Origin of the sequence: Marinicella pacifica, from assembly GCF_014636635.1 — a bacterium.
In the GTDB taxonomy this organism is placed as follows: Bacteria; Pseudomonadota; Gammaproteobacteria; order Xanthomonadales; family Marinicellaceae; genus Marinicella; species Marinicella pacifica.
On record NZ_BMEO01000014.1, the window covers coordinates 35,720 to 56,750 of the forward strand.

Here is a 21,031-nt window from a genome sequence, read left to right on the forward strand (position 1 = left end):
TGCCATGATTAACACCGCACCTTGTATCGTTCAGGTGGCGCTTAAAGTGCCTTTTGCCAACACCCTGGATTACCAACTTTTGGCCGAAACTTCGCCTGATTTAATCGGTCGTCGGGTGCGCGTGCCATTGGGAAAAAGTCAGTGGCTGGTTGGCGTCATAATCGGCCTTAAAAACAGCAGCGATTACCATCACCTCAAACCAGTTGATGCCGTACTCGATGAACAACCGTTGTTTAATAAAAACAATCTTAAGCTAATCAAACAAGCGGCCAACTATTATCAAGTGAATTTGGGCGAAATGTTAATGACCGCTTTACCCGCCTGGTTCAGTAAACCAAGCAACCCGCCGATACCCCAAGAAATTTGGTACAAAGCCCTAAGCGACAAACAAATCGCTGAAAAAAAACTCAAAAAAGCGCCGAAGCAATGGCTTATTTTTGAATACATTTATGACAACGGGCCGCAAATACCGGCAGCTTTAAGCCACTTGAGTGCCGGTGCTTCGACTTTATGCCGGCAATTGGTTGATAAAGGCTTGTTTGAACAATCTAATCGTTCTTTCATCGACAATCAAAACATCGAACACCCCGATTTCGCCCTGACCGATGACCAACAGCGGGTACTTAACCATATTCACGAACACCGCCATCATTTTAATGTCAGTCTGCTTGACGGCATCACCGGTTCCGGTAAAACAGAAGTTTATATTCGCAGCCTGCTACCGCTGTTGGCAAATGGCAAGCAGGCGCTGGTTCTGGTGCCGGAAATCGGTCTCACGCCACAATTGTTCAGGTCTTTTTCAAAACGCCTTCCAGGCCGTTTGGCGGTGTTCCACTCGGGATTGTCTGATGGTACCCGTGCCCGTGTTTGGCAACAGGCCGGAAACGGCCATGTGGATGTGGTGGTTGCCACCCGTTCAGGTCTCTTTACACCGTTTAAAAATCTGGCCATGATATTGGTGGATGAAGAACATGATTTAAGCTATAAACAACAAGACGGTGTACGATATTCTGCCCGTGATCTGGCTGTATTACGCGGGAAAATCGAAAATATTCCGGTTGTTTTGGGCTCCGCCACACCCGCCTTTGAAAGTCTGCGCCATGCCTTTGACGGCCATTACCATTGGCTCACCTTGCGCAACCGCACCAATCAAAAAGCTTTGCCGAAAATTCAACTGCAAAACCTTGACAACCGTAAAACGTACGGTGGCATAAGCCGTGTAACCATTGATACCATTGAACAACAACTCGACACCGGCCATCAGGTTTTGGTGTTTTTAAATCGCCGCGGCTGGTCGCCGAAATTACTCTGCCACGATTGCGGCTGGATTGCCGAATGTGATGATTGTGACGCCTATTTAACCTACCATAAACACAACAACCGTCTGCTGTGTCATCATTGTTGCCGGCATTATTCTTTACCCGAGTTTTGCCCCAATTGTGGTTCCCAGGAAATGGATACACTGGGTGTCGGCACCGAACAAGTGGAAACCGCTTTGCAACAGGAACTGGGCGACTATCCGGTGATTCGTTTTGACCGTGACTCCGTATCGACACCACGGCAGTGGCAACAACAATTAGACCGCGTTAGAACCGGCAAGCCCTGTGTGATTGTCGGCACCCAAATGCTGGCCAAAGGCCATGATTTTCCGAAACTATCACTGGTGGTGGTGGTGAATGTCGATAACAGTTTCTACTCCACCGACTTCCGTGCCGAAGAATACCTGGCACAATTACTTATCCAGGTGGCCGGACGCGCCGGACGCGCCGAAACCGCCGGTCAGGTGATTATCCAGACCCACCAACCTAAACACGCATTTTTTCATACCCTGCTACAACAAGGTTACGAACAACTGGCACGCAAAGGCCTGGAACAGCGCCGTGAAATGCAATTCCCGCCCTTCAGCCATATGGCCATTATACGGGCGCAACACCGTTATGAAGATAAGCTTGAAGCCTTTTTACTGGAACTCATCGAGGCCATCGGCCAGGATCCCGATGTCAATGTTATGGGCCCGTTACCGGCACCCATGCAAAAAAAGCAAAAACTGCACCGCATGCAACTGATCTTAAATGCCAACAACCGCCGCGGCTTACATCAACTATTGAAACAACTTCTCAAAAAACACAACCCCACCGCCGGCCCCGTCCGCTGGTTTATCGACATCGACCCGGTCAGCTTTGATTGAATAGTTTTCCCTGAAAAGTCCTTCCAGGCTTTTACAGGTTCAACCGCACACCAAGTCATTGCAAAAAAACACATCAACCTTTAAAATAGTCGAATCGAACGATTTAAACGAACTATGGAAAAATTAACTGCGAACACAGCCAAAACACGTTTTGGCGAATTACTGCTAAAAGTCCAAAAATCACCGGTGCAAATCGATAAAAACGGCCGGCCAGTGGCTGTTGTTATGTCAATAGAAGATTATGAAATGACCGAGCAGATTAAACAAGAATTACTCCGAAAAAGGCTCAGAGCCGCCCACCGGGAAGTTAAAGACGGCCTTTATGAACCGGCTGATGACGTTTTTGAATCACTTTCGGTGAACGAACCGAATCCATGAGAACACTGTACATAACTCAACAAGCTAAAGCCGAGTTAGCCGCCATCCAATCCTACTCTGTTCACAACTACGGCCAACAACAAGCCAGAAAGTACCTATCCTCAATCCGAAAAAGCTGCCAACTTATCAAAGCCAATCCACGTATCGGGCACCATAAAGTTGACTTTAAAGAACCTACTTACGCCTTTCCAGTCGAAAATCATGTGCTTTACTACAGTTTCGATGACAAAAATATTTATCTCTTGGCAGTACTGCATCAAAGCATGCTTCCTAAAAATCACCTCAAGTAAATATCCGCCAATCTTGAATTTCATTGACTCCCCGTCAAGGCATTGCAAACAATCCACTACTCTTCTAAAATAAATTATTATAGCTATTTTCGAGCGACGTCCTCGGACTTGATCCGGGGACCCAGTTTGCAAAGCAAACAAGCAAAGCTTCTTTACATCAAAACAAGAATAACAATGACCACACAATCCACCATGGACATCTATCACCGAACGGTGGTGAATAAATTTCAGATTTATAACAGCTTGTTTTTAAACCTGCCCTTTGACCAGGTGCATCAGGTGGGTGTGTTACTGCCGCTTTTGAACCAACACTGCCAACAAGGCTATCAACAGCAACAAAGCCCCAGACAAATTATTGACGAATTCTTCGATCACCATCTGCCTGAGCAAAACAGTGAACAACGCATCACTGTGCTGTTTAAATTGATTCAGTACATTGAACGTCAGATTGTGCTGTTTGATGCCATTGAAGAAGCCGCTTTCACCGAAAACAATGCGCTCGACGGTGCCGGAAGTATACCATTACTGGCACAGCGCAGTGCTTTTTTGAATAAAACCGCTGAACTCAAAGAAAAGCTAAAGCATTACCATGCCCGCATTGTGCTTACCGCTCACCCCACCCAGTTTTACCCCGGGCCGGTTCTGGGGATCATCACCGAACTCTCACAGGCGATTAAAGACAATAACTTAAGCGACATCGAAATGCTGCTGCAACAACTCGGTAAAACTCCGCTTTACAGCAAACAAAAACCCACACCGTTCGAAGAAGCCGCCAGTTTAACCTGGTATTTAGAAAACGTCTTTTACAAAGCCGTCCAAGACATAAACAAGCGTCTGGAAAACCACATCTATCCAGATGGCCAACTACCCGAAAACGCCTTTATCGAAGTGGGCTTCTGGCCCGGTGGTGACCGTGACGGCAATCCCTATGTAACCGCCGACACCACACTTAAAGTGGCCCGACGTTTACGCAGCACTATTCTTAAATGCTATTACCGTCATGTCCGTGATATAAAACGCCGTCTGACCTTTAAGAACATTGAAGACCAGGTCAGTGACATTGAACAAAAACTGTACACCGGTGCTTACACCAACCCAGAACACCATGATTACAGCGCCGAGCAATTACTCGATGATTTAAAAACCATAAAAACTGATTTAAACAACGACCACCAAGGCTTATTTGTCGATCACGTCGAAGCCCTGGTTCGTCAGGTACATAGTTTTGGTTTTCATTTCGCACCACTGGACATTCGCCAGGATTCGCGAATCTTAACAGCGGTACAAGCGGTGCTCAATAAGGAACAAAACAATCGCGATGCGTTACCGGTTAAGGATACCCTGGCCACGATACAAGCCATGGTGAAAATCCAAAAAGACAACGGCCATTCAGGATGTCAGCGTTTTATTATCAGTAATTGTCAATCGGTGGCACATGTAAAAACTGTCATGGATCTGATGCACAAAGCTGATTTGCCCAAACCTTTTCCGGTGGATATTGTGCCTTTATTTGAAACCATAGAGGATTTAGCGGCCGCGCCAGAGGTCATGACCACTTTGTACACGGACGATGAATACAGTAAACACCTGGAACACCGTAATAACCGCCAAACCATCATGCTGGGTTTTTCCGACGGCACCAAAGACGGCGGCTATATCGCTGCTAACTGGGCGATTTTAAAAGCCAAAGAAGCGCTGTCTAAGGTCGCTAAAGAACATGACATTGAGGTTGTGTTTTTCGATGGTCGTGGCGGCCCGCCGGCCCGTGGTGGCGGTGAAACCCACCAGTTTTATGCCTCATTAAGTCCGTATATCCAGAACCACGCCACCCAGTTAACCATACAAGGCCAAACCATATCCGCTAATTTTGGCAACCCAGACACCGCCCAATATAACCTCGAACAGCTCTTAAGCGCCGGTGTTTTTAACGCCATTAATCCGCCTGAAGACGCCTGGCATGATGGTGCTTACAAAATTCTGCAACAACTCGCTGATATCAGCTTTAACCATTATCAGGATTTTAAACAACACCCGAAATTTGTGCCGTATTTAGAACAAATCAGCACCCTCAAATACTACGGCCAAACCAACATCTCCAGCCGCCCCACCAAACGCGGTGATGATAATGCCGGGCTGGTGTTCGAAGATTTACGCGCCATTCCCTTTGTCGGCGCCTGGAGCCAGCTCAAACAAAACGTGCTGGGTTATTACGGTGTCGGTACCGCCTTACAACGACTGATTGATGATGGCTGCTTAAATGACCTACAACAACTTTATACAACCTCAGGTTTCTTTAAAACCCTGATGGACAATTGCATGATGTCGCTGGCCAAATCCTATATGCCCCTGACCGCTTATCTGGAACAAAACCAACACTTTGGTGATTTCTGGCGCCTGATCAAAGACGAATTCGAACGCAGTCGCGAATGCTTACTGGCCGTGTCCCAACAAACAGAACTGCTGGCCGACCAAAAACGCCGCAACGCCTCCATCCAAATCCGTGAACGCATCGTACTGCCACTCCTCACCATCCAGCAATACGCCCTGCAAACCATCGAGGAATTAAAAGCCCAAAACGCCGATCCGAAAACAATCCAGACCTTCGAAAACATGGTCACCCGCTCCCTCTACGGCAACATCAACGCCAGCCGAAATGCGGTGTAAACGACGACAGTCGCCCCGAGCGAACGGAGTGAATCGAGAGACCTCCCAAAACTATTCAAATTTATACTCTAAAGTATAAACACCAAGACTATCGATTGTTGTGCTAAGATTAAATGCTTTTTAATATAATAATTTAGTCGCTAAGCTAAAAATAAAAAATGGGCATAACCTTACGATCAATCGGTCTTTTTGGCACCGCTTTATTTGCGCTACTTTTTTCTGTTACATTTTTATCTTCAGACACCATTGAACAATCAGCGAAAGGTTTTGTTAAATATCAAATTGAAAAGGAATTAAAAGAAAAGCAGGCCTTAGTGACACAATCCTCTTTGGCAGACAGCGCCCTTAAAATTGCCGGCCGTTTAGGCTATGAAGAAAGTAAAATCAAACAGGATATTGAAAACAAGTTACCCGATAAAATTGCTTCGGTTATTGCTTCAATGTGCGGCTATGATTGCGAAAAGAAAAAGAATTTAGCTCAATCAATCACTTCAGGATATCTGGATCGCATTAAAAATATTCAACTCGCCCAACACACCCTCGCTGATATCATTAAAGACCGTTACCTTAAAATTATCGGAGAATTAAAGTTCGACTTGAGGATATTTTTAGGCTCAAACCTGATTATGTTTCTCATCGTCCTGATTGTTTCTTTTGCTAAACCTAAAGCGATGGCACATTTATTTTTGCCCAGCATATTACTGCTCGCTGCAACAGCCATCGCCGGTGCTTTCTATATTTTTGGTCAAGACTGGTTTTATACGATTTTATATAATGATTATATGGGCTTTGCTTATTTGGCTTATATCGGTGTTATTTTTATGATTTTACTTGATATTGTGTTTAATAAAGCCAGAGTCACAACCGAGGTCATTAATGCCTTTTTACACACCATAGGATCCGCATTTTCAGTGGTGTCATGTTGACGGTGTCGTTATTTAAGTCGCCTATAAAATAAATCACTTGTCCTCCCTTACACATGTATTTTTTATATACTAAATAGAACGATATGAATAAAGCAGACGTTTATAAATTATTAGAAGACAACCAGAATCCACGGGGGATCGATAACTGGCAGGCGATGGAGAGCGGTTGCGCCTATAAAAGCTTTGGTATTGGTTTAACGGTATTGCGTAAACTGGCCAAACAGGTCGGTAAGAACCATGCGCTGGCGAAGGAATTGTGGGACAGTGATTATTATGACATGAAGGTTATGGCCGTTTTAATTGACGACCCTAAATACATCACCCGTGTACAGGTGGAGGCGCAAGTTGAGGATGTCGATTTTGGCATGATGGTGCATGTATTTTCGGCTTGTGGCGCGCCGGTGACTAAAACCAACTTTATACAAACGGTGGCGGATGATTGGCTCATAAGCGATGATTCTGTGCGACGCCGATGTGCCTATGGTTTTATCTATGATCTGTCAAAATCAACCAAGAAAAGTGCACCTAATGATGAATATTTTCTCAAGCTCATCAACCATATTGACCAAACTTTTACCGACGAAGACAGGTCTGTTCATTTGGCCATGGCCACAGCGCTCATGGGCATCGGCAAACGCAACAAAACACTCAACAAAGCCGCACTTAAAGTGGCCAAAAAAATAGGCCCGGTGCCAGTTGAATCCGGTAAAACACAATGTGAGCCCATGGATATCACCAAACATTTAACCAGTGATTATCTGAAAAAGAAATTCGCCCAATAAAAAGTCATTAACCACCGATACCAAACCCTGACTTCCGGCACTTCAATCTGAAAACGAATTTTGCTATTTTAAATAGGTAATCTAACCTGTTGTTAGGCGACTGTTTTAAAGGTGGATATAATGATTGAAGTGTTTGTTGGGCTTTTGATATTACTGGCTGCGCTATTAGTATTGAAAGTTTTATTTTGGGTTTTTGTTTTGATCTTACTCAGCCCGATTTTATTTGTCGGTGCCGCCATTTTGTCAATTAGCGTGTTTTTTCTGACGGTTATCGGTGTGGTCTTTTTCGGCTTGTTGAAATTACTGTTATTGCCGATTTTATTCCTGCTGGCGATTCCTTTTGCGATATTTTCTTAATCAAACGTGGTTTATTTGGCAAACACTTTACCACCAATCATTTTATACGCCGGAGTGCCGCGAACCATTGTTTCGCGTGCGAATTCCTGACCACATTCAGGACACACACAGGGTTGTTCAGTAAAATCCTGACTGATACGCGCTTTAAAACATTTCACCAAGGATCCTTTACCACCTTTGCGGTATTTATACAGCTGAGTCTTACACTGTACGCAGTACACATCCACTGTTTTAATCGGGCCTTTTTTATTGGGTTTTGCCATGGAATTAAAATATTTTTAATTATCAACATAGCAAGTTGAGATCTGAAAGACAATACCACTCATCCTTTAAATGCCCCATTTAAATCTATAAAGTAAGCTTTCTTTTTCGGCTGTTTTTAGGTAACCTGATAAGCCTTTTCTAATGGGCTGTTTATTATGAAACAATTTTTAGTATTTCTATTGGTATTCACCGGAATATCGGCATCTGCCGATGTCTTAACCCCCGAGAAGTTATGGCAGGTTGAGCGGGTCTCGGCATTGGGTTTATCGCAGGATAAATCCCAGGTGTTTTTTAAAGTCACCACGCCTGATGTTTCGGACAATGATTTTGATAAAAAGGTCTATAGACTATCTGTTGATGGCGGGCCGGCGCTGTTAACCGAGGCCTATGAAGGACTGCTGAAAGATAAGAACCTGTCACCTGATGGCACCAAGAAACTTTTTCACAAAGCAGTTCTGGTGAATGAAGTCGCCGGTAAAGACCGCTATGAGGGCATGGATAAAGCCGAAGTCAATGTCTATGATTCCTTGGATTATCGCCATTGGTCCACTTATAACGAGGGGAAATTTAATCATGTATTTTACCGTGATTTAGCGACCGAAGAAGAAACCGACATCATGCCGGGTGAACCCTATTACACGCCCCAAATGCCGTTTGGTGGTGATGAGGATTATATTTGGGGGCCCGAAGGTGAGAATATTTACTACGTCAGTAAAAAAGTGGTCGGCACAGAATACGCCAACAGCACCAATAGTGACATCTATAAATATAATATAAAAACGAAAAAAACTGAGAACATCACCTCGGAAAATCCCGGTTACGACACCAGCCCGGCTTTTTCGTCGAACGGCACCTTGGCCTGGTTACAAATGAAAACCCCGGGTTATGAAGCCGATAAGAACGATATTATCGTAAAACATAAAGGCTTCACTAATAATTTGACCGCCCATTGGGACGGCACGGTGCGTAGTTTTAAATGGGCCGAAGATGGCGAAAAAATCTATTTCACCGCACCGGTGGACGGTACCGTGCAATTATTCAGTGTCGATGATCCGGGTAAAACCAAACGCATGCCGGATTTACAACAACTGAGCGAAGGCCAGTTCGATGTCACCGGTATTGTCGGTGAAGTGGATGGTGCCTTAATCGTCACCCGCACCGATATGAACCATGCCCCGGAAATTTATCGTTTTGATCTGGATAAGCAATCGTTTAAGCAGCTTAGCCATGTTAATGATGACTTATACGATTCACTGGATTTACCCACGGTGAAAAAACGCATGGTGAAGACTCAGGACGGTCACGATATGCTGACCTGGGTGATTTATCCGCCGAACTTTGATAAAAACAAAAAATACCCGACCCTTTTGTACGCCCAGGGCGGTCCGCAATCAGCTTTATCACAGTTCTATTCTTATCGCTGGAACTTCCAGGTGATGGCCTCTCAAGGCTATATCATTGTGGCACCCAATCGCCGCGGTATGCCGGGTCACGGCGTTGCCTGGAATGAGGCCATCAGTAAAGACTGGGGTGGTAAAGCGATGCAGGATTATCTCGATGCCATCGATGATGTGGCCAAAGAGCCTTACGTGGATAAAGACCGTTTAGGGGCCATTGGCGCCAGTTTCGGCGGATATTCTGTGTTCTATTTAGCCGGTCATCATGACAAGCGTTTTAAAACCTTTATTGCCCATGCCGGTGTGTTTGATCTGCGCAGCATGTACGGCACCACCGAAGAACTGTTCTTTGTTAATTACGACATGGGCGGACCGTACTGGGATAAAGACAATAAAGACGCCCAGAAAGCCTTAGAAGACTTTAATCCGGTTAACTTTGTCAGCAATTGGGACACGCCGATTCTGGTGATGCACGGTAACACCGATTACCGCGTTCCAATCGGTCAGGGTTTAGCCGCTTTTCAGGCCGCACAACTGCAGGGCATTAAAAGCCGCCTGGTGTTTTTCCCGGATGAAAACCACTGGATCAGCACACCGCAAAATGGCTTAATCTGGCAAAAAGAATTCTTTAAGTGGCTTGAAGAAACGCTGTAAACTTATAAGGATAATGACAAAAAGAACGCCGCTTGAAACAGTGGCGTTTTTTATACCTGTTAAGCAATTTACCAGCCACCGCCGCCACCGCCGCCACCGCCGCCGCCGGAAAAGCCGCCACCGGAGGAAAAACTGCTGCTGGATGAATACGATGAGGAATACGAACTTGAATAACTGCCATAGCCGTCTGATGAAGAGGATATGCTTTGTTTTGAAGCCGGCACATCGGCGGCTTTTTGGACTGTGCTGTCGAGTTGACCGGACAGAGCGGATAATTGTTCTGTCAGGGATCGGTCATTGAGTACATCGCCTTGATACCAGCTTAACGGTAAATCGCCGGTGGTTTTCGGCTCCGTCTTTTCAGCACTAAAGACCGCGCTGAACTTTTCGGCCCAGCGGTTTTGCAAACCCAAAGCCACCGCATAAGGCAATAAAGCTTCGTAATGGGCCAGGTTTTTCTCCGGCGGATTCATCAGGTTTAAGCGTTGTTCCTCCGCCATACTGATATACAGTTTTAATCCGGCGACTTGATCCAAAATCTGACGGCCGTAGAGGGTTGGTGACTGTATTAACCAGGTGAACAGAATATTTAACGCAATGATTACCAGTGTGAAATAAAGACCCACCTGAACATCCACAAACCATTGCATTAATTCAGAAAAAGACCCCACCAAAACCAACAGTAATAAAACACCGACCACCACCGGCCAGGCCATCAATGTGATTACAGCCACCAAAAAAGCGAAGACATAAACGAACAGACCGCCAAAAAATGCAGCTGTACCCTGTTCAAACCCATAAAATAAGGCATAAAACAGGATGCAACAGAGCAAACTCAGTACCCAGCCCCAGATAATATAGCGGCGATTATTTTTAAAACAGGCGTCTTTATATTCAGCGGTCAGTTTATGTGCCAATTGTTTTTTACCCTTAGCCAGTTTCGCATTGGGCTTTTTATTGATGATGAGTTCATCCTTTTTATCGGCAAACAGGTTTTTATACAGCTGCTTTTCGCCTTTGGATAATTTCTGCTGAGGCTGTTGTTTGAATAAGCGATAGTGCTGAGACTTCTGTTTAATCATAAGCGCACCTTTAACGGCCAGACTTAATATGGCAGCGGTTAAGGTGGTATTGGTGATTTTTTGGTTGTCCAGGTAATTAATGGCCGCTGGTGACAGGCCTTTGGGTGGTTTAAAACGGGCAACAATCACACCTTTTTTCGGATCGCGCCCATGTCGAAGCCAGGCCAGCGCCATAAAAACCAATAAACCCAACACAGCCAATAAGGTACTGAGCCACAAAATATTATGCGCTATAAAACGACCGATTTGTAAACCGGGTTGTTGGATCAGGCCTTTTTTAAAAGAAAGACCAATGGTTAAACCCTGATGCTCAGCCAATGTTTGGGTGCTGGCAAATACTACCGTATCGTTATCCGTTGAAAGAATCTTAAAATCATCACCCTGTTGACCCTGATAACCGGTCCAGCCTCTGATGTCTTTAATGGCATGGCTGCCACCGCGGGGCAGGTGAACTGATGCCGTCACTTTATTGATGGGAAATGACCAGCCGTTGCCGGTGACATTCCAGTAGAATTCATCATAATCATCAAAAAACTGTAATTGATGATTGGTTCGATAGGTCAGTTGAAAACGGTGCCGACCATGGGATAAATAACTATTTTTATCGCCTATATAAACCCGTTGACCATTCACCATGTCTTGCAACATCATGGATGTCGGCTCACCATCCAGTAACACTGAGACAACCTTAAAACCGGTGCGGCGTTCAATGGCCAAATCATTGCGATATCGGGTGGGAAAATCGCGATAAATACCACGTTTTATGGCTTTACCTTCAGCCCAGACATCAATGGTTTCAATAACCGTTAGGGTGCCATCATGGTGAAGATTAATGTCACTTTCAAAATGCAGAATTTTTTCAACTGCAAAAACCGGTGCAGAAATGATTATCAAGCCCAAAAACAGCAACCCCATAATCATTGATTGTTGATATCGCCCCATCAGTCGATGGCAAACAAACGATTCAAGTCTTTAAACGCCTTAAACTCCAGGGCATTACCCGATGGATCTTTAAAAAATAACGTTGCCTGCTCACCAGCCTGGCCTTTAAAACGCACATAAGGCTCGATCATAAACTTCACACCATAATCAGTTAAGCGTTCAGCCAATTGTTGCCAATCGTCCATACTTAACACCACACCAAAATGTGGAATCGGTACGGCATGTTTATCGACATCACTGTGCACCAGTTTAACCTGACCGTCCGGGCCTAAATTCGGATCCAAATGACACACCAGCTGATGACCGAAAAGGTTTAAATCAATCCAATCCTCACTGGCGCGGCCTAAAGAACAGCCCAAAACATCGCGGTAAAAAGCCGTGGCTTCGGCCACATCACGGCAAGGAATGGCCAGATGAAACGGCGTTAAAGCACTCATGGTTTGACCGCCGTTAATTGCACCACATCGGCCGCCCCGGTGTGGCCACGGCCTTCAATCACATCGCGCTTAAATTCTGCGATATGAACAATATCCAGATCTTTAAAATCTTCTCGAAGTAGGGCTTCAGTCATCATCAGTTCCTCCGTAGGCGGTCCGCCGGTGGTGTTATTTAATTGCGCCGGGGTATAGGCTTCAAGAATTATTACTCCCCCGGATACCAAACCAGCCACAGCCGCCCGGTGAACCTGATGGCGTAATTCAGGCGGTAAATGGCAAAATATCGAGACAATCCCCTGCCAGCTGTTGGGTTCGATTTGATAGTTCGCTAAATCAGCCTGCACAGTGGTAATACGAACACCCCGGTCTTTTGCCAGCTTGTCGGCTTTATCCAAACCCACTTTTGAGGCATCCACAGCCGTGACCTGATAACCCTGTTCTGCCAGAAACACAGCATTTCGGCCTTCGCCTTCGGCCAGACACAAGACCCGACCCAATGGAATGGTTTCAAATTGGCTCGCCAGGAAGTCATTGGGCGCCACCCCGTAAAAATAACCTTCATCAGCAAATCGTTCATCCCAACTCATCATCCATCTCCTAAAAATACACAGTTATTTTATTTTAGCATGTGAATGGGCAATGTGGCATAACCACTGGCGGGATAATGTGCCGGTGTGGTTTCACCGGCACTGTGCATATCGCTACTTGCATTCAATAAAGCCATGATCACCGCTTTGAGCTCCATACGCGCCAAACCGGCACCAGGGCAATAGTGAATTCCGGCACCATACATCAGGTTTTGTTTGTGATCCCGGTTCCAACGGAATTGATCGGCCTGCTCAAAAACAGTTTCATCGCGATTGGCCGAGACCCAGTTTAAAGTTAACGTTGAATCTGCGGGGATATCACGCCCGGCCAACGTCACCGGACAGGTGGTTTTTCTTCGATTGGTCACCAAAGGCCCCTGTAAACGAAGGATTTCCTCGATTACTTCCGGAATTTTCGTCTGATCTTGCCGAATATGGTGTTGAATATCCGGGTTCTCCGTCAAAAACTGTACCAATATCCCCATAGCAGCTGCCATGGTGCCGATTTCGCCCACCGCCCAATTGCGTAAAATACTGATCAGTTGCGATCGGGTTAACAGTTCGCCGTCCACCCGTTCTTGTAACAAACGTGCGGTGACATCATCTTTGTTCTGATGACGTTCAATAACCCCTGAAACAATCACTTCAAATTCAGCGGCACAATCAGCCAGTTCCGCTCTGTCTCGAACTAAAGTGGCTTGCTGGTTTCTTTTCACCCACGCCGTTAAGGGGTCGATGTGTTGATCTGACCAACCCAAAAAGGCACACTGCATGGCCACCGCCACCGGCCAGGCAAACTTAGCCATAAAATCAACTTCTTCACAGTCACTGATTAAGCCCGCATAGTGCTCGGCAATGTCCTGACAAGTTGGTGCAAACGCCTGTACCGCTTGTTCACTAAAATACGGGTTAATTAAATCCCGATAAATTGTATGCTCCGGCGGATCCATGCCATTGGGGACTGAAACATGACGGGATACACAGTTACTAAAGGTATCGTGGTCTTGCAGTATAGCTGCTATATCGGCATGCCGAAATACTGTCCATTGCAGGTAGTCACTATAAGCCACCGGACATTCGGCACGCATCTGATCATAAGTGGTAACGGCCTGATTTAAACTCTCATCTGAACGCGGGTTCCAATCTTGATGGTGTGACATCGCGGGCTCCTGTCATCTACAAAGGCTTCATTGTCTTGATTTAACCCTTGGGTGCAAGCACAGCGGGACTTATGACATCACTTTTTCCTTAATAGTTGATTTGAATCAAACCACAATACCCCGCCGTTAAATCCATGACCGCTTCTCAGCGCTGTCAAGATACGAAATACCGCTTAAAAACCTTATTAATGCTGACCATGACTAATGCCCTATAAATCACTGATAGTGCATATAAATCCTGACTTCTGGCCCATGTTTTAGCGTCAAATTTTTGATTAAATAATTAAACATCGAATTCAACCGCTCGCTGAGTGGTTTTTAAAAGACAACACCCAATAATCCCAAAGGGGGACTAATTATGAGTAAAGCAACAAAAATTATTGCACCTATTCTGGTGATTATCGGCGCCATAGTATTGGTTCAGGTTATGGTGGCCGGCAAACCGGCGCCTGAAAAAAAAGAAAGCAGTCAGCGCACTGTGTCTTTACATGTGGCACCGGTTGTTAAAACCAGCCGTTCCATTGATGTGGAGACCCAGGGGGAAGTCAAAGCCAAAAACCAAATCCCGTTAACTGCCCGCGTTAGTGGCCATATCATTGAAATCAGCCCTGACTTTGAAGAAGGCGCGGCCATTGACAGTGATACCCTGTTACTCAAAATTGATGACACTGATTACAAAGCAGCGGTCATACGCGCTCAAGCCCGTCTGGCAGAAGCACGGGTGGCTTTGGAACGCGAACTGGCCAATGAAAAAATCAAAAAAGATACCTGGGATCAGAAAAAAGGCGACACAAAACCCACCGCTTTTGCCCTCAACAAACCCCAGGTTTTAGAAGCCGAAGCCAAACTGGCTGCAGCCAAAGCCGATTTGAAAGAAGCTGAACTGAATGTTGAGCGCACTGAAATTCGTGTACCTTTTAACGGTCGTGTCATGTCCCGAAATGTCGGTCTGGGCCAATACGTGTCTGCCGGCGCAGTGCTGGGTCAGGTGTTTTCAGTGGATGTGGCGCAAGTGCGTTTACCCTTAACCGACCTGCAGTTATCTGCATTACGACTGCCACTTGGATTTGAAGCCGGCGAAAAGAACGCACCTGAAGTTCTGTTCACCACCAACATTGGTCGCAGCAGCCACCAATGGCGAGGTCGGATTGTGCGCACCAATGCTGCCGTCGATCAGAATACCCGCTTAAGCTATGCCATTGCGGAAGTGGAAGACCCCTATGGCCAGGCGGCTAATGGCGGTGCGCCTTTTGCCGTCGGTATGTTCGTCAATGCACGGATCAAGGGCTTTGAAGAAACGGATGCCTGGGTCTTACCCCGTGATGCTTTGCGTCAGGAGGACACGGTATATGTGGTCAATCAGGACAACAAATTAAACATTCGCCAGGTCGAGGTCTATGCCACCACGTCCGATGAAGTCTTTATCAGTGCCGGTGTCCATACCGGAGAAAATGTGGTCACGTCAGCCGTCAACAATGTCTTTGACGGCATGCTGGTCGAACCGTTAACAGCTTCATCTACCGGCACTGATGCCGGTGTGGTTTCAAAGCTTTAAGGAGGGCAATATGAATCGTTTAATCGCCTGGTGGGCCAATAATCACGTCGCCGCCAATCTGATGATGGTGGGTATTTTTCTGGCCGGTTTTATCGGCTTTAACAGCATGGAACGCGAAATGGAACCGCAGGTCCGCTTTCCAGGTCTTTATATCGGTGTCACCTGGCCCGGCGCTTCACCCCAGGAAGTCGAAGAACAACTGGTAACCCGTATCGAGGAATCCGTGAGTGACCTGGACGCCATTGAATGGGTACGTTCGGAATCCCGTGAAGGTGGCGGTGCGGTGTATATTCTGGCCGAGCAACAAGTGGATTTCACCCAGTTTATGAATGACGTCAAAATACGCATTGACTCGATTTCCACCTTTCCCACCGATATGGAGCCACCCATTGTGCAGCAATGGGTGAACCGCAATGAATACATTCGTATCGCCGTGCATGGTGATATGGAAGAACGTGAACTCAAACGCCTGGCTGAAACATTGCGTCGGGAAGTGGCACAATTACCGGCCATCACTGTGGTCGAATTATTCGGCACCCGTGATGAAGAGGTGTCCATCGAAGTGGGTGAAACCGCCTTAAAACGCTATGACCTGACTTTTTCTGAAGTCGCCAATGCCATCCGCAACGCCTCTATGAACCGCTCAGCCGGAACCGTGCGTACCCAAACCGGCAGCTACCAACTGAAAGTCCGGAATCAGGCCGACAGCCAGTCTGAGTTTGAAGATATTGTGATTCGCGAAGACGCCAGCGGCGGACTGGTGCGGGTGGGCGATGTGGCCACGGTAATTGACGGGTTTGTGGATGAACCCATACTGGCGACGTTAAATGGTGAACCGGCAGTACTCATTCAGGTCATGACCACGGAAATTATGGACATCGTGACTGCGTCCAAGGCGGTCAATGAATGGATTGCCAAACGCCAACAAACCTTACCGGAAGAAGCCACACTCACCCTCTGGACTGATCAGGCAGAAGACTTTAACAGCCGCATGACCACCATCACCTCATCAGCACTGATTGGGTTGATTCTGGTATTGTTTGTGTTAATGATGACCTTACGGCCCAAAGTGGCCTTTTGGGTGGCGGTTGGTATTGCCACCGCTTATGCCGGTGCCTTTGTGCTTTTACCCTCAGTCGGGGTATCGTTAAATATGCTCTCCACCTTCGCCTTTTTACTGGTGCTGGGTATTGTGGTGGATGATGCCATTGTTGTCGGAGAAGGCATCCACAGTAAATCCATGGAAATGGGCGGTGGTGTGAAGTCGGCCGTCGCCGGCACCCAGATGGTGGCCAAACCGGTCATCTTTGGGGTCGCCACCACCATTATGGCTTTCTTACCCTGGTTATTTTTAAGTGGTTCCACCAGCGAATTTACCCGGCATATTACCTGGGTGGTGATACTGGCTTTAAGTTTTTCTTTAATCGAATCCTTATTTATTCTGCCGGCGCATTTATCCAAAATGAAGCCCCGGGTGGTACATAACCGCTTCGGTCAGTTACAAAAGAAAATCGCCCATGGCATTATCAATTTTGCCGATAAACGTTACCGTAAAATGATTGACTGGTCTTTAACGCATCGTTATTTGACCACCAGTTTCTTTATCGGACTGTTAATTGTCGGTATGGGCATGTTTGGTGCCGGCATTGTGAAAAAAGGCTTTATGCCGGATATTGAATCCGATGAAATTATTGTTAATGTGGTGCTGCCGGAAGGCGCACCCTACAGCCGCGCATTAGAAATCCTGGCCCAATTACAAAACGCCGAGCAGGCTCTGGTGGACGAAGTCAACGAGCGTACAGAAGGTGAAGGTGAACTCATCGAGAACTGGTACACCCGGTCCCGCCGTGACAGCGTCATGGCCATTGTAAAACTGGCACCGCCGGAAGTGCGCGATATGAGCGCAAAAGATGCCTCGATTCGCTTGCGGGAGTTGATGGGTGATATACCCGATGCCAAAGAAGTCTCGGTGGAATACACCAACGGCGACAATGAACCGGGTTTTGAAGTCTCTGTCCGGCACCCGGATTTAAGCACCTTACGTGCCGCCACCGCTGATTTAGAAAATCAATTGAGAACCTATGAAACCCTCTATGATGTGCGTAATAATCTGGACGGTGCCACCGAGGAAATACGACTGACCTTAAAACCCGGCGCCAAAAAATTAGGCCTGACTCTGGCTGATGTCAACCGTCAGGTCAGACAAGCCTATTTCGGCGAAGAAGTCCAGCGCCTGCCCCGCAACGGTCAGGATGTGCGGGTTAAAGTCCGCTATCCCAAAGCCGATCGCTACTCCATAGAAAGTTTAAATAATTTTAATGTGCGTACCCCAGCCGGTCACACCGTGCCCTTACTGGCCGTGGCCGATTTAGAATTTGCCCCGGGTATCCAAAGCATTCGCCGCTGGAACGGTAACCGTGCAGCGCGGGTCAGTGCCGATATGAAAGATAACGTCCGTCAGGATATTGTGGAAGACTTAGAAACCAACTTTTATCCGGCCTGGGAAAAACGCTACCCGGGCATTATCCGTGGCGCCATCGGACAGGCAGAAGGCGAAGCCCGCTTTTTCCAGGAGCTCATGGGACTTTATTTAATTGCTTTCTTTTCCATGTACGCACTATTGGCGGTGGCCTTTAAAAGTTATGGCCAACCGATTCTGATCCTGATTGCGATTCCGTATGCCTTCATCGGCGCCGTGGTTGGCCATTCGGTGTTTAATTTAACCATGGCCATATTCAGTTACTTTGGTATTGCCGCCGCCGCCGGGGTGGTGGTGAATGACAATCTGGTACTGATGGATTATTGCAATCAACTCAAAGAAAAAGGCCTGGCGGCCAAAGAAGCCATTATCGAAGCCGGTGTCGCCCGTTTTCGCCCGATTTTGCTGACTTCCGTCACCACCATCGTCGGTCTGATGCCGATGATGCTGGAACGCTCCATTCAAGCCGCCTTTTTACAACCGGTGGTGGTATCACTGGCGTTCGGTGTGTTTATGGCCTTTTTCATCACCCTGTTTATGGTGCCGGCATTGTATGCCATCGGCCTTGATTTCCATGACTTTAAACAACGCACCAAAGCCCGTTTACTGGGCCGGGAAGTCCCACAAACCCGCACACTGGAATCCTCTGAGGCCCGTCAGAACGGATAAGTTATACAGCCTGCAGACATGGACGTCTGCGTTATAATGGAACAATGTCAATTAAAAATCTAATCAGAAACACCCTCATCGGCGCTCTGGTTGCCGATGTCGCTTCACTTGGACTACACTGGCTGTATGATGTAAAACGCATTGCTGAAGTTGTTAAAAACCACAACGACCAACCCGTCTTTGTACCCATCGACGCCCGGCACTACCGCAGTGACGTCGGCTACTTTGCCCATGGCCATAAACACAGCGGTATGCTCAGCCAATACGGTGAATCCTTGCGCTTAATGATTGTCAGCATGAAGGCCTGTAACGGACAACTGAACACTGAATCCGTACAACAGCATTTTAAAAACACCTTTGGCCCCGGCGGCTCATATCAGGGTTATATCGACAAACCCACGGCCGGGACATTACAAAATCTGGCATCAGGACAAACCGAACCTTCGGGAATCGAAGATGACCAGCTTCCGGCTCTATCCAGATTGGCACCAGTTATATTGACTTACCACAACCAAAAAAACTTCAACCAAATCCTCGATCAAGCCATCACAATCACCAACACTCACCAAGATGCCCTCGATTACGGCCGGGTCTATGCCGATTTACTGACGCTGATTCTTAACGACACCGAATTAAAAACCGCCCTGCAACAGGTCGCTGAACAAGCCCCGGACACCATCCGCAAAGGGCTTAAAGATGCCCTTAATAGTTCAGAAACCGATTCAGTCCAATACGGCGAAACCACCGGCCGCGCCTGCCCCCTCTCCCAGGCCATGCCCCTGTGCTTCCATATCCTCAATAACACCGACTCTTATCAACAAGCGGTTGAAACCAATATCCGCGCCGGCGGCGACAACGCAGGCCGCAGCATCATTATCGGCACAATCTTAGGCGCTTATTACGGCCTTGATGAAAACAGAGGCATTCCGATTGAATGGCTGTTGCAATTGGATGATGGTTTGACGCTGTGTCAGACTTGTGACAAATTTGCACAGCTCGTTAAATAAAATCAGTACATAACCCGTAGCTGCGACCCTTGCGGTCGCCGAATTGAGACTATGCTGATTACATTTAGCAATCGTAAAATGATGTTATTATCGGAATAAGAGTCTGATGCGGTGCAAGGCAGGGACAAGCCCTGCGGCTACAATAGTTTTGTATATGGCCCGTAGCGTTCTTTAGCACAAAACTCTCTAAATAAAACTGGCTTTGAATAGTCCGACAGATTTTTTTATTTTTCTATGGAAGTTTCCCATCCGTCATAATCTCCATTTAATTCCTGGGCCTTTTCCCAAAGCTCCAACGTGTAATCGTCAATTTCATCATATCCAACTTTGTCAACTCTAGAAACTGAAATAACAAATTTGTACTCACTGGACGGTTTAGTTTTACTTTTATTTTTTGTTTCAAATCCCAAATTGTCAGTAAAGTTTTCAAACTGATCAAGCTCATTTTGAGTTTTAAAATAAATCCAATGAAAAACTTCTCTTGGTTTTGTTAAATCATCTCCGCCTTTCTCTAGTTGTTCAAGAACCCGTCTGTTTTGAACTACTTGCATCTGTCTTGGTAATGGATATAAAAAATCAAAATATCCACTCCACTCTTTATCTGGCTTATGTCCAAAATCAAATTCAAATTTTGGAAATGCTGTCATTGAGGAAAAAACTTGTTTTTCCATAGAATTTGGGTTTTCTCCAAAAAAATAAATGTCTCGAAATCCGTTTGAGGTCAGACGACCTGCAAAAGTGTAATTCAGATTATTGCTATCAAAGGCTTTTATTATCTTATCTTCGATTTTCCATAAATCGTCTGCATCTTCGTTACTTGAAAGTCCATCTTCTCTTGGATTTGGCATTTTAATAGACACATAAACAACAATATCTTGTCCGTTCACTGGTGCAATGTTAATTAAGTTCAAGTCAGTCGCAATAGAACTCAAATTGTCATCTACGTTTGAAAAGTAAAAAGCCCAATCTGGTTGATAGTCAGTTTTCATTTCCTCCTTTCCAAATAATTTACTTAAAAACTCCATTATTTATAATTAAGCTCAATGGTTTTCGTACTCGCCTTTTTTCAGCGTTTCGGCTATGCGCAGTGCGGGATTAAAATCCATCTTACTTTCAGCCTGTTGTTATGTTTGTTAATATTCATTTGACTAGCCCAATAAACCGCTACCATTTGTAAAGAGAGAGATTTCATCATGAAAGCATGCTTTCATGA

General features: G+C 46.2%; 17 protein-coding genes. 11 read left to right on the plus strand and 6 right to left on the minus strand.

Going from position 1 to position 21,031, the window contains the following annotated elements; all coding sequences use genetic code 11:
- The first annotated feature begins 4 nt into the window (after positions 1-4).
- The 7 genes from IEV16_RS11990 to IEV16_RS12020 all read left to right on the plus strand — a co-directional run bounded on the left by IEV16_RS11990 (position 5) and on the right by IEV16_RS12020 (position 7,585).
- Positions 5-2,188: a primosomal protein N' gene (locus IEV16_RS11990; protein WP_188365959.1), complete on the plus strand. Its 2,184-nt coding sequence runs from the start codon at positions 5-7 to the stop codon at positions 2,186-2,188.
- 114 nt (positions 2,189-2,302) lie between these two features.
- Entirely contained in the window at positions 2,303-2,566 is a 264-nt protein-coding gene (locus tag IEV16_RS11995; protein WP_188365960.1) for a type II toxin-antitoxin system Phd/YefM family antitoxin, read from the plus strand.
- Complete coding sequence (locus tag IEV16_RS12000; protein WP_188365961.1) at positions 2,563-2,856, plus strand: type II toxin-antitoxin system RelE/ParE family toxin; 294 nt, start codon at positions 2,563-2,565, stop codon at positions 2,854-2,856. The genes IEV16_RS11995 and IEV16_RS12000 overlap by 4 nt, the downstream gene beginning before the upstream one ends.
- A gap of 174 nt (positions 2,857-3,030) precedes the next feature.
- Positions 3,031-5,520 (plus strand): phosphoenolpyruvate carboxylase, encoded by a 2,490-nt coding sequence (locus IEV16_RS12005; protein WP_188365962.1) that lies wholly within the window; start codon positions 3,031-3,033, stop codon positions 5,518-5,520.
- Positions 5,521-5,678: 158 nt separating this feature from the next.
- On the plus strand, positions 5,679-6,446 hold the full coding sequence (locus IEV16_RS12010; RefSeq protein ID WP_188365963.1) for a hypothetical protein: 768 nt from the start codon (positions 5,679-5,681) through the stop codon (positions 6,444-6,446).
- 83 nt (positions 6,447-6,529) lie between these two features.
- Complete coding sequence (locus IEV16_RS12015; protein WP_188365964.1) at positions 6,530-7,228, plus strand: DNA alkylation repair protein; 699 nt, start codon at positions 6,530-6,532, stop codon at positions 7,226-7,228.
- A gap of 120 nt (positions 7,229-7,348) precedes the next feature.
- Complete coding sequence (locus IEV16_RS12020; RefSeq protein ID WP_188365965.1) at positions 7,349-7,585, plus strand: hypothetical protein; 237 nt, start codon at positions 7,349-7,351, stop codon at positions 7,583-7,585.
- Between the two features lie 11 nt (positions 7,586-7,596).
- On the opposite strand, the gene IEV16_RS12025 is transcribed toward IEV16_RS12020, so the two are convergent.
- Positions 7,597-7,848 (minus strand): hypothetical protein, encoded by a 252-nt coding sequence (locus IEV16_RS12025; RefSeq protein WP_188365966.1) that lies wholly within the window; start codon positions 7,846-7,848, stop codon positions 7,597-7,599.
- Between the two features lie 156 nt (positions 7,849-8,004).
- Here IEV16_RS12025 and IEV16_RS12030 point away from each other — a divergent pair, with 156 nt between their 5' ends.
- Positions 8,005-9,900: a S9 family peptidase gene (locus tag IEV16_RS12030; RefSeq protein WP_188365967.1), complete on the plus strand. Its 1,896-nt coding sequence runs from the start codon at positions 8,005-8,007 to the stop codon at positions 9,898-9,900.
- Between the two features lie 68 nt (positions 9,901-9,968).
- Here IEV16_RS12030 and IEV16_RS12035 read toward each other — a convergent pair whose 3' ends face one another.
- From IEV16_RS12035 to IEV16_RS12050, 4 genes are read right to left on the minus strand one after another with little or no spacing between them, the layout of a single operon-like run.
- Positions 9,969-11,924, minus strand: a complete 1,956-nt coding sequence (locus IEV16_RS12035; RefSeq protein WP_188365968.1) for a DUF2207 domain-containing protein — start codon at positions 11,922-11,924, stop codon at positions 9,969-9,971.
- Positions 11,924-12,361: a VOC family protein gene (locus tag IEV16_RS12040; RefSeq protein WP_188365969.1), complete on the minus strand. Its 438-nt coding sequence runs from the start codon at positions 12,359-12,361 to the stop codon at positions 11,924-11,926. Before IEV16_RS12040 ends, IEV16_RS12035 begins: the two co-directional genes overlap by 1 nt.
- Complete coding sequence (locus tag IEV16_RS12045; RefSeq protein ID WP_229728343.1) at positions 12,358-12,951, minus strand: SAM-dependent methyltransferase; 594 nt, start codon at positions 12,949-12,951, stop codon at positions 12,358-12,360. The genes IEV16_RS12040 and IEV16_RS12045 overlap by 4 nt, the downstream gene beginning before the upstream one ends.
- Before the next feature lie 26 nt (positions 12,952-12,977).
- A complete protein-coding gene (locus IEV16_RS12050; RefSeq protein WP_188365970.1) occupies positions 12,978-14,108 on the minus strand; it encodes a cytochrome P450 in 1,131 nt (376 codons plus the stop codon).
- 358 nt (positions 14,109-14,466) lie between these two features.
- Between IEV16_RS12050 and IEV16_RS12055 the strand changes: the two genes are divergently transcribed.
- From IEV16_RS12055 to IEV16_RS12065, 3 genes are read left to right on the plus strand one after another with little or no spacing between them, the layout of a single operon-like run.
- Entirely contained in the window at positions 14,467-15,663 is a 1,197-nt protein-coding gene (locus IEV16_RS12055; protein WP_229728344.1) for an efflux RND transporter periplasmic adaptor subunit, read from the plus strand.
- 10 nt (positions 15,664-15,673) lie between these two features.
- Entirely contained in the window at positions 15,674-18,811 is a 3,138-nt protein-coding gene (locus tag IEV16_RS12060; RefSeq protein WP_188365971.1) for an efflux RND transporter permease subunit, read from the plus strand.
- Positions 18,812-18,855: 44 nt separating this feature from the next.
- Positions 18,856-19,818 carry an ADP-ribosylglycohydrolase family protein gene (locus tag IEV16_RS12065; RefSeq protein ID WP_188365972.1) on the plus strand — a complete coding sequence of 321 codons (963 nt, stop codon included), beginning with the start codon at positions 18,856-18,858 and terminating at the stop codon, positions 19,816-19,818.
- Between the two features lie 224 nt (positions 19,819-20,042).
- Here the strand turns inward: IEV16_RS12065 and IEV16_RS12070 are convergent, their stop codons facing one another.
- On the minus strand, positions 20,043-20,807 hold the full coding sequence (locus tag IEV16_RS12070) for a DUF695 domain-containing protein (protein WP_188365973.1): 765 nt from the start codon (positions 20,805-20,807) through the stop codon (positions 20,043-20,045).
- Positions 20,808-21,031: the final 224 nt, after the last annotated feature.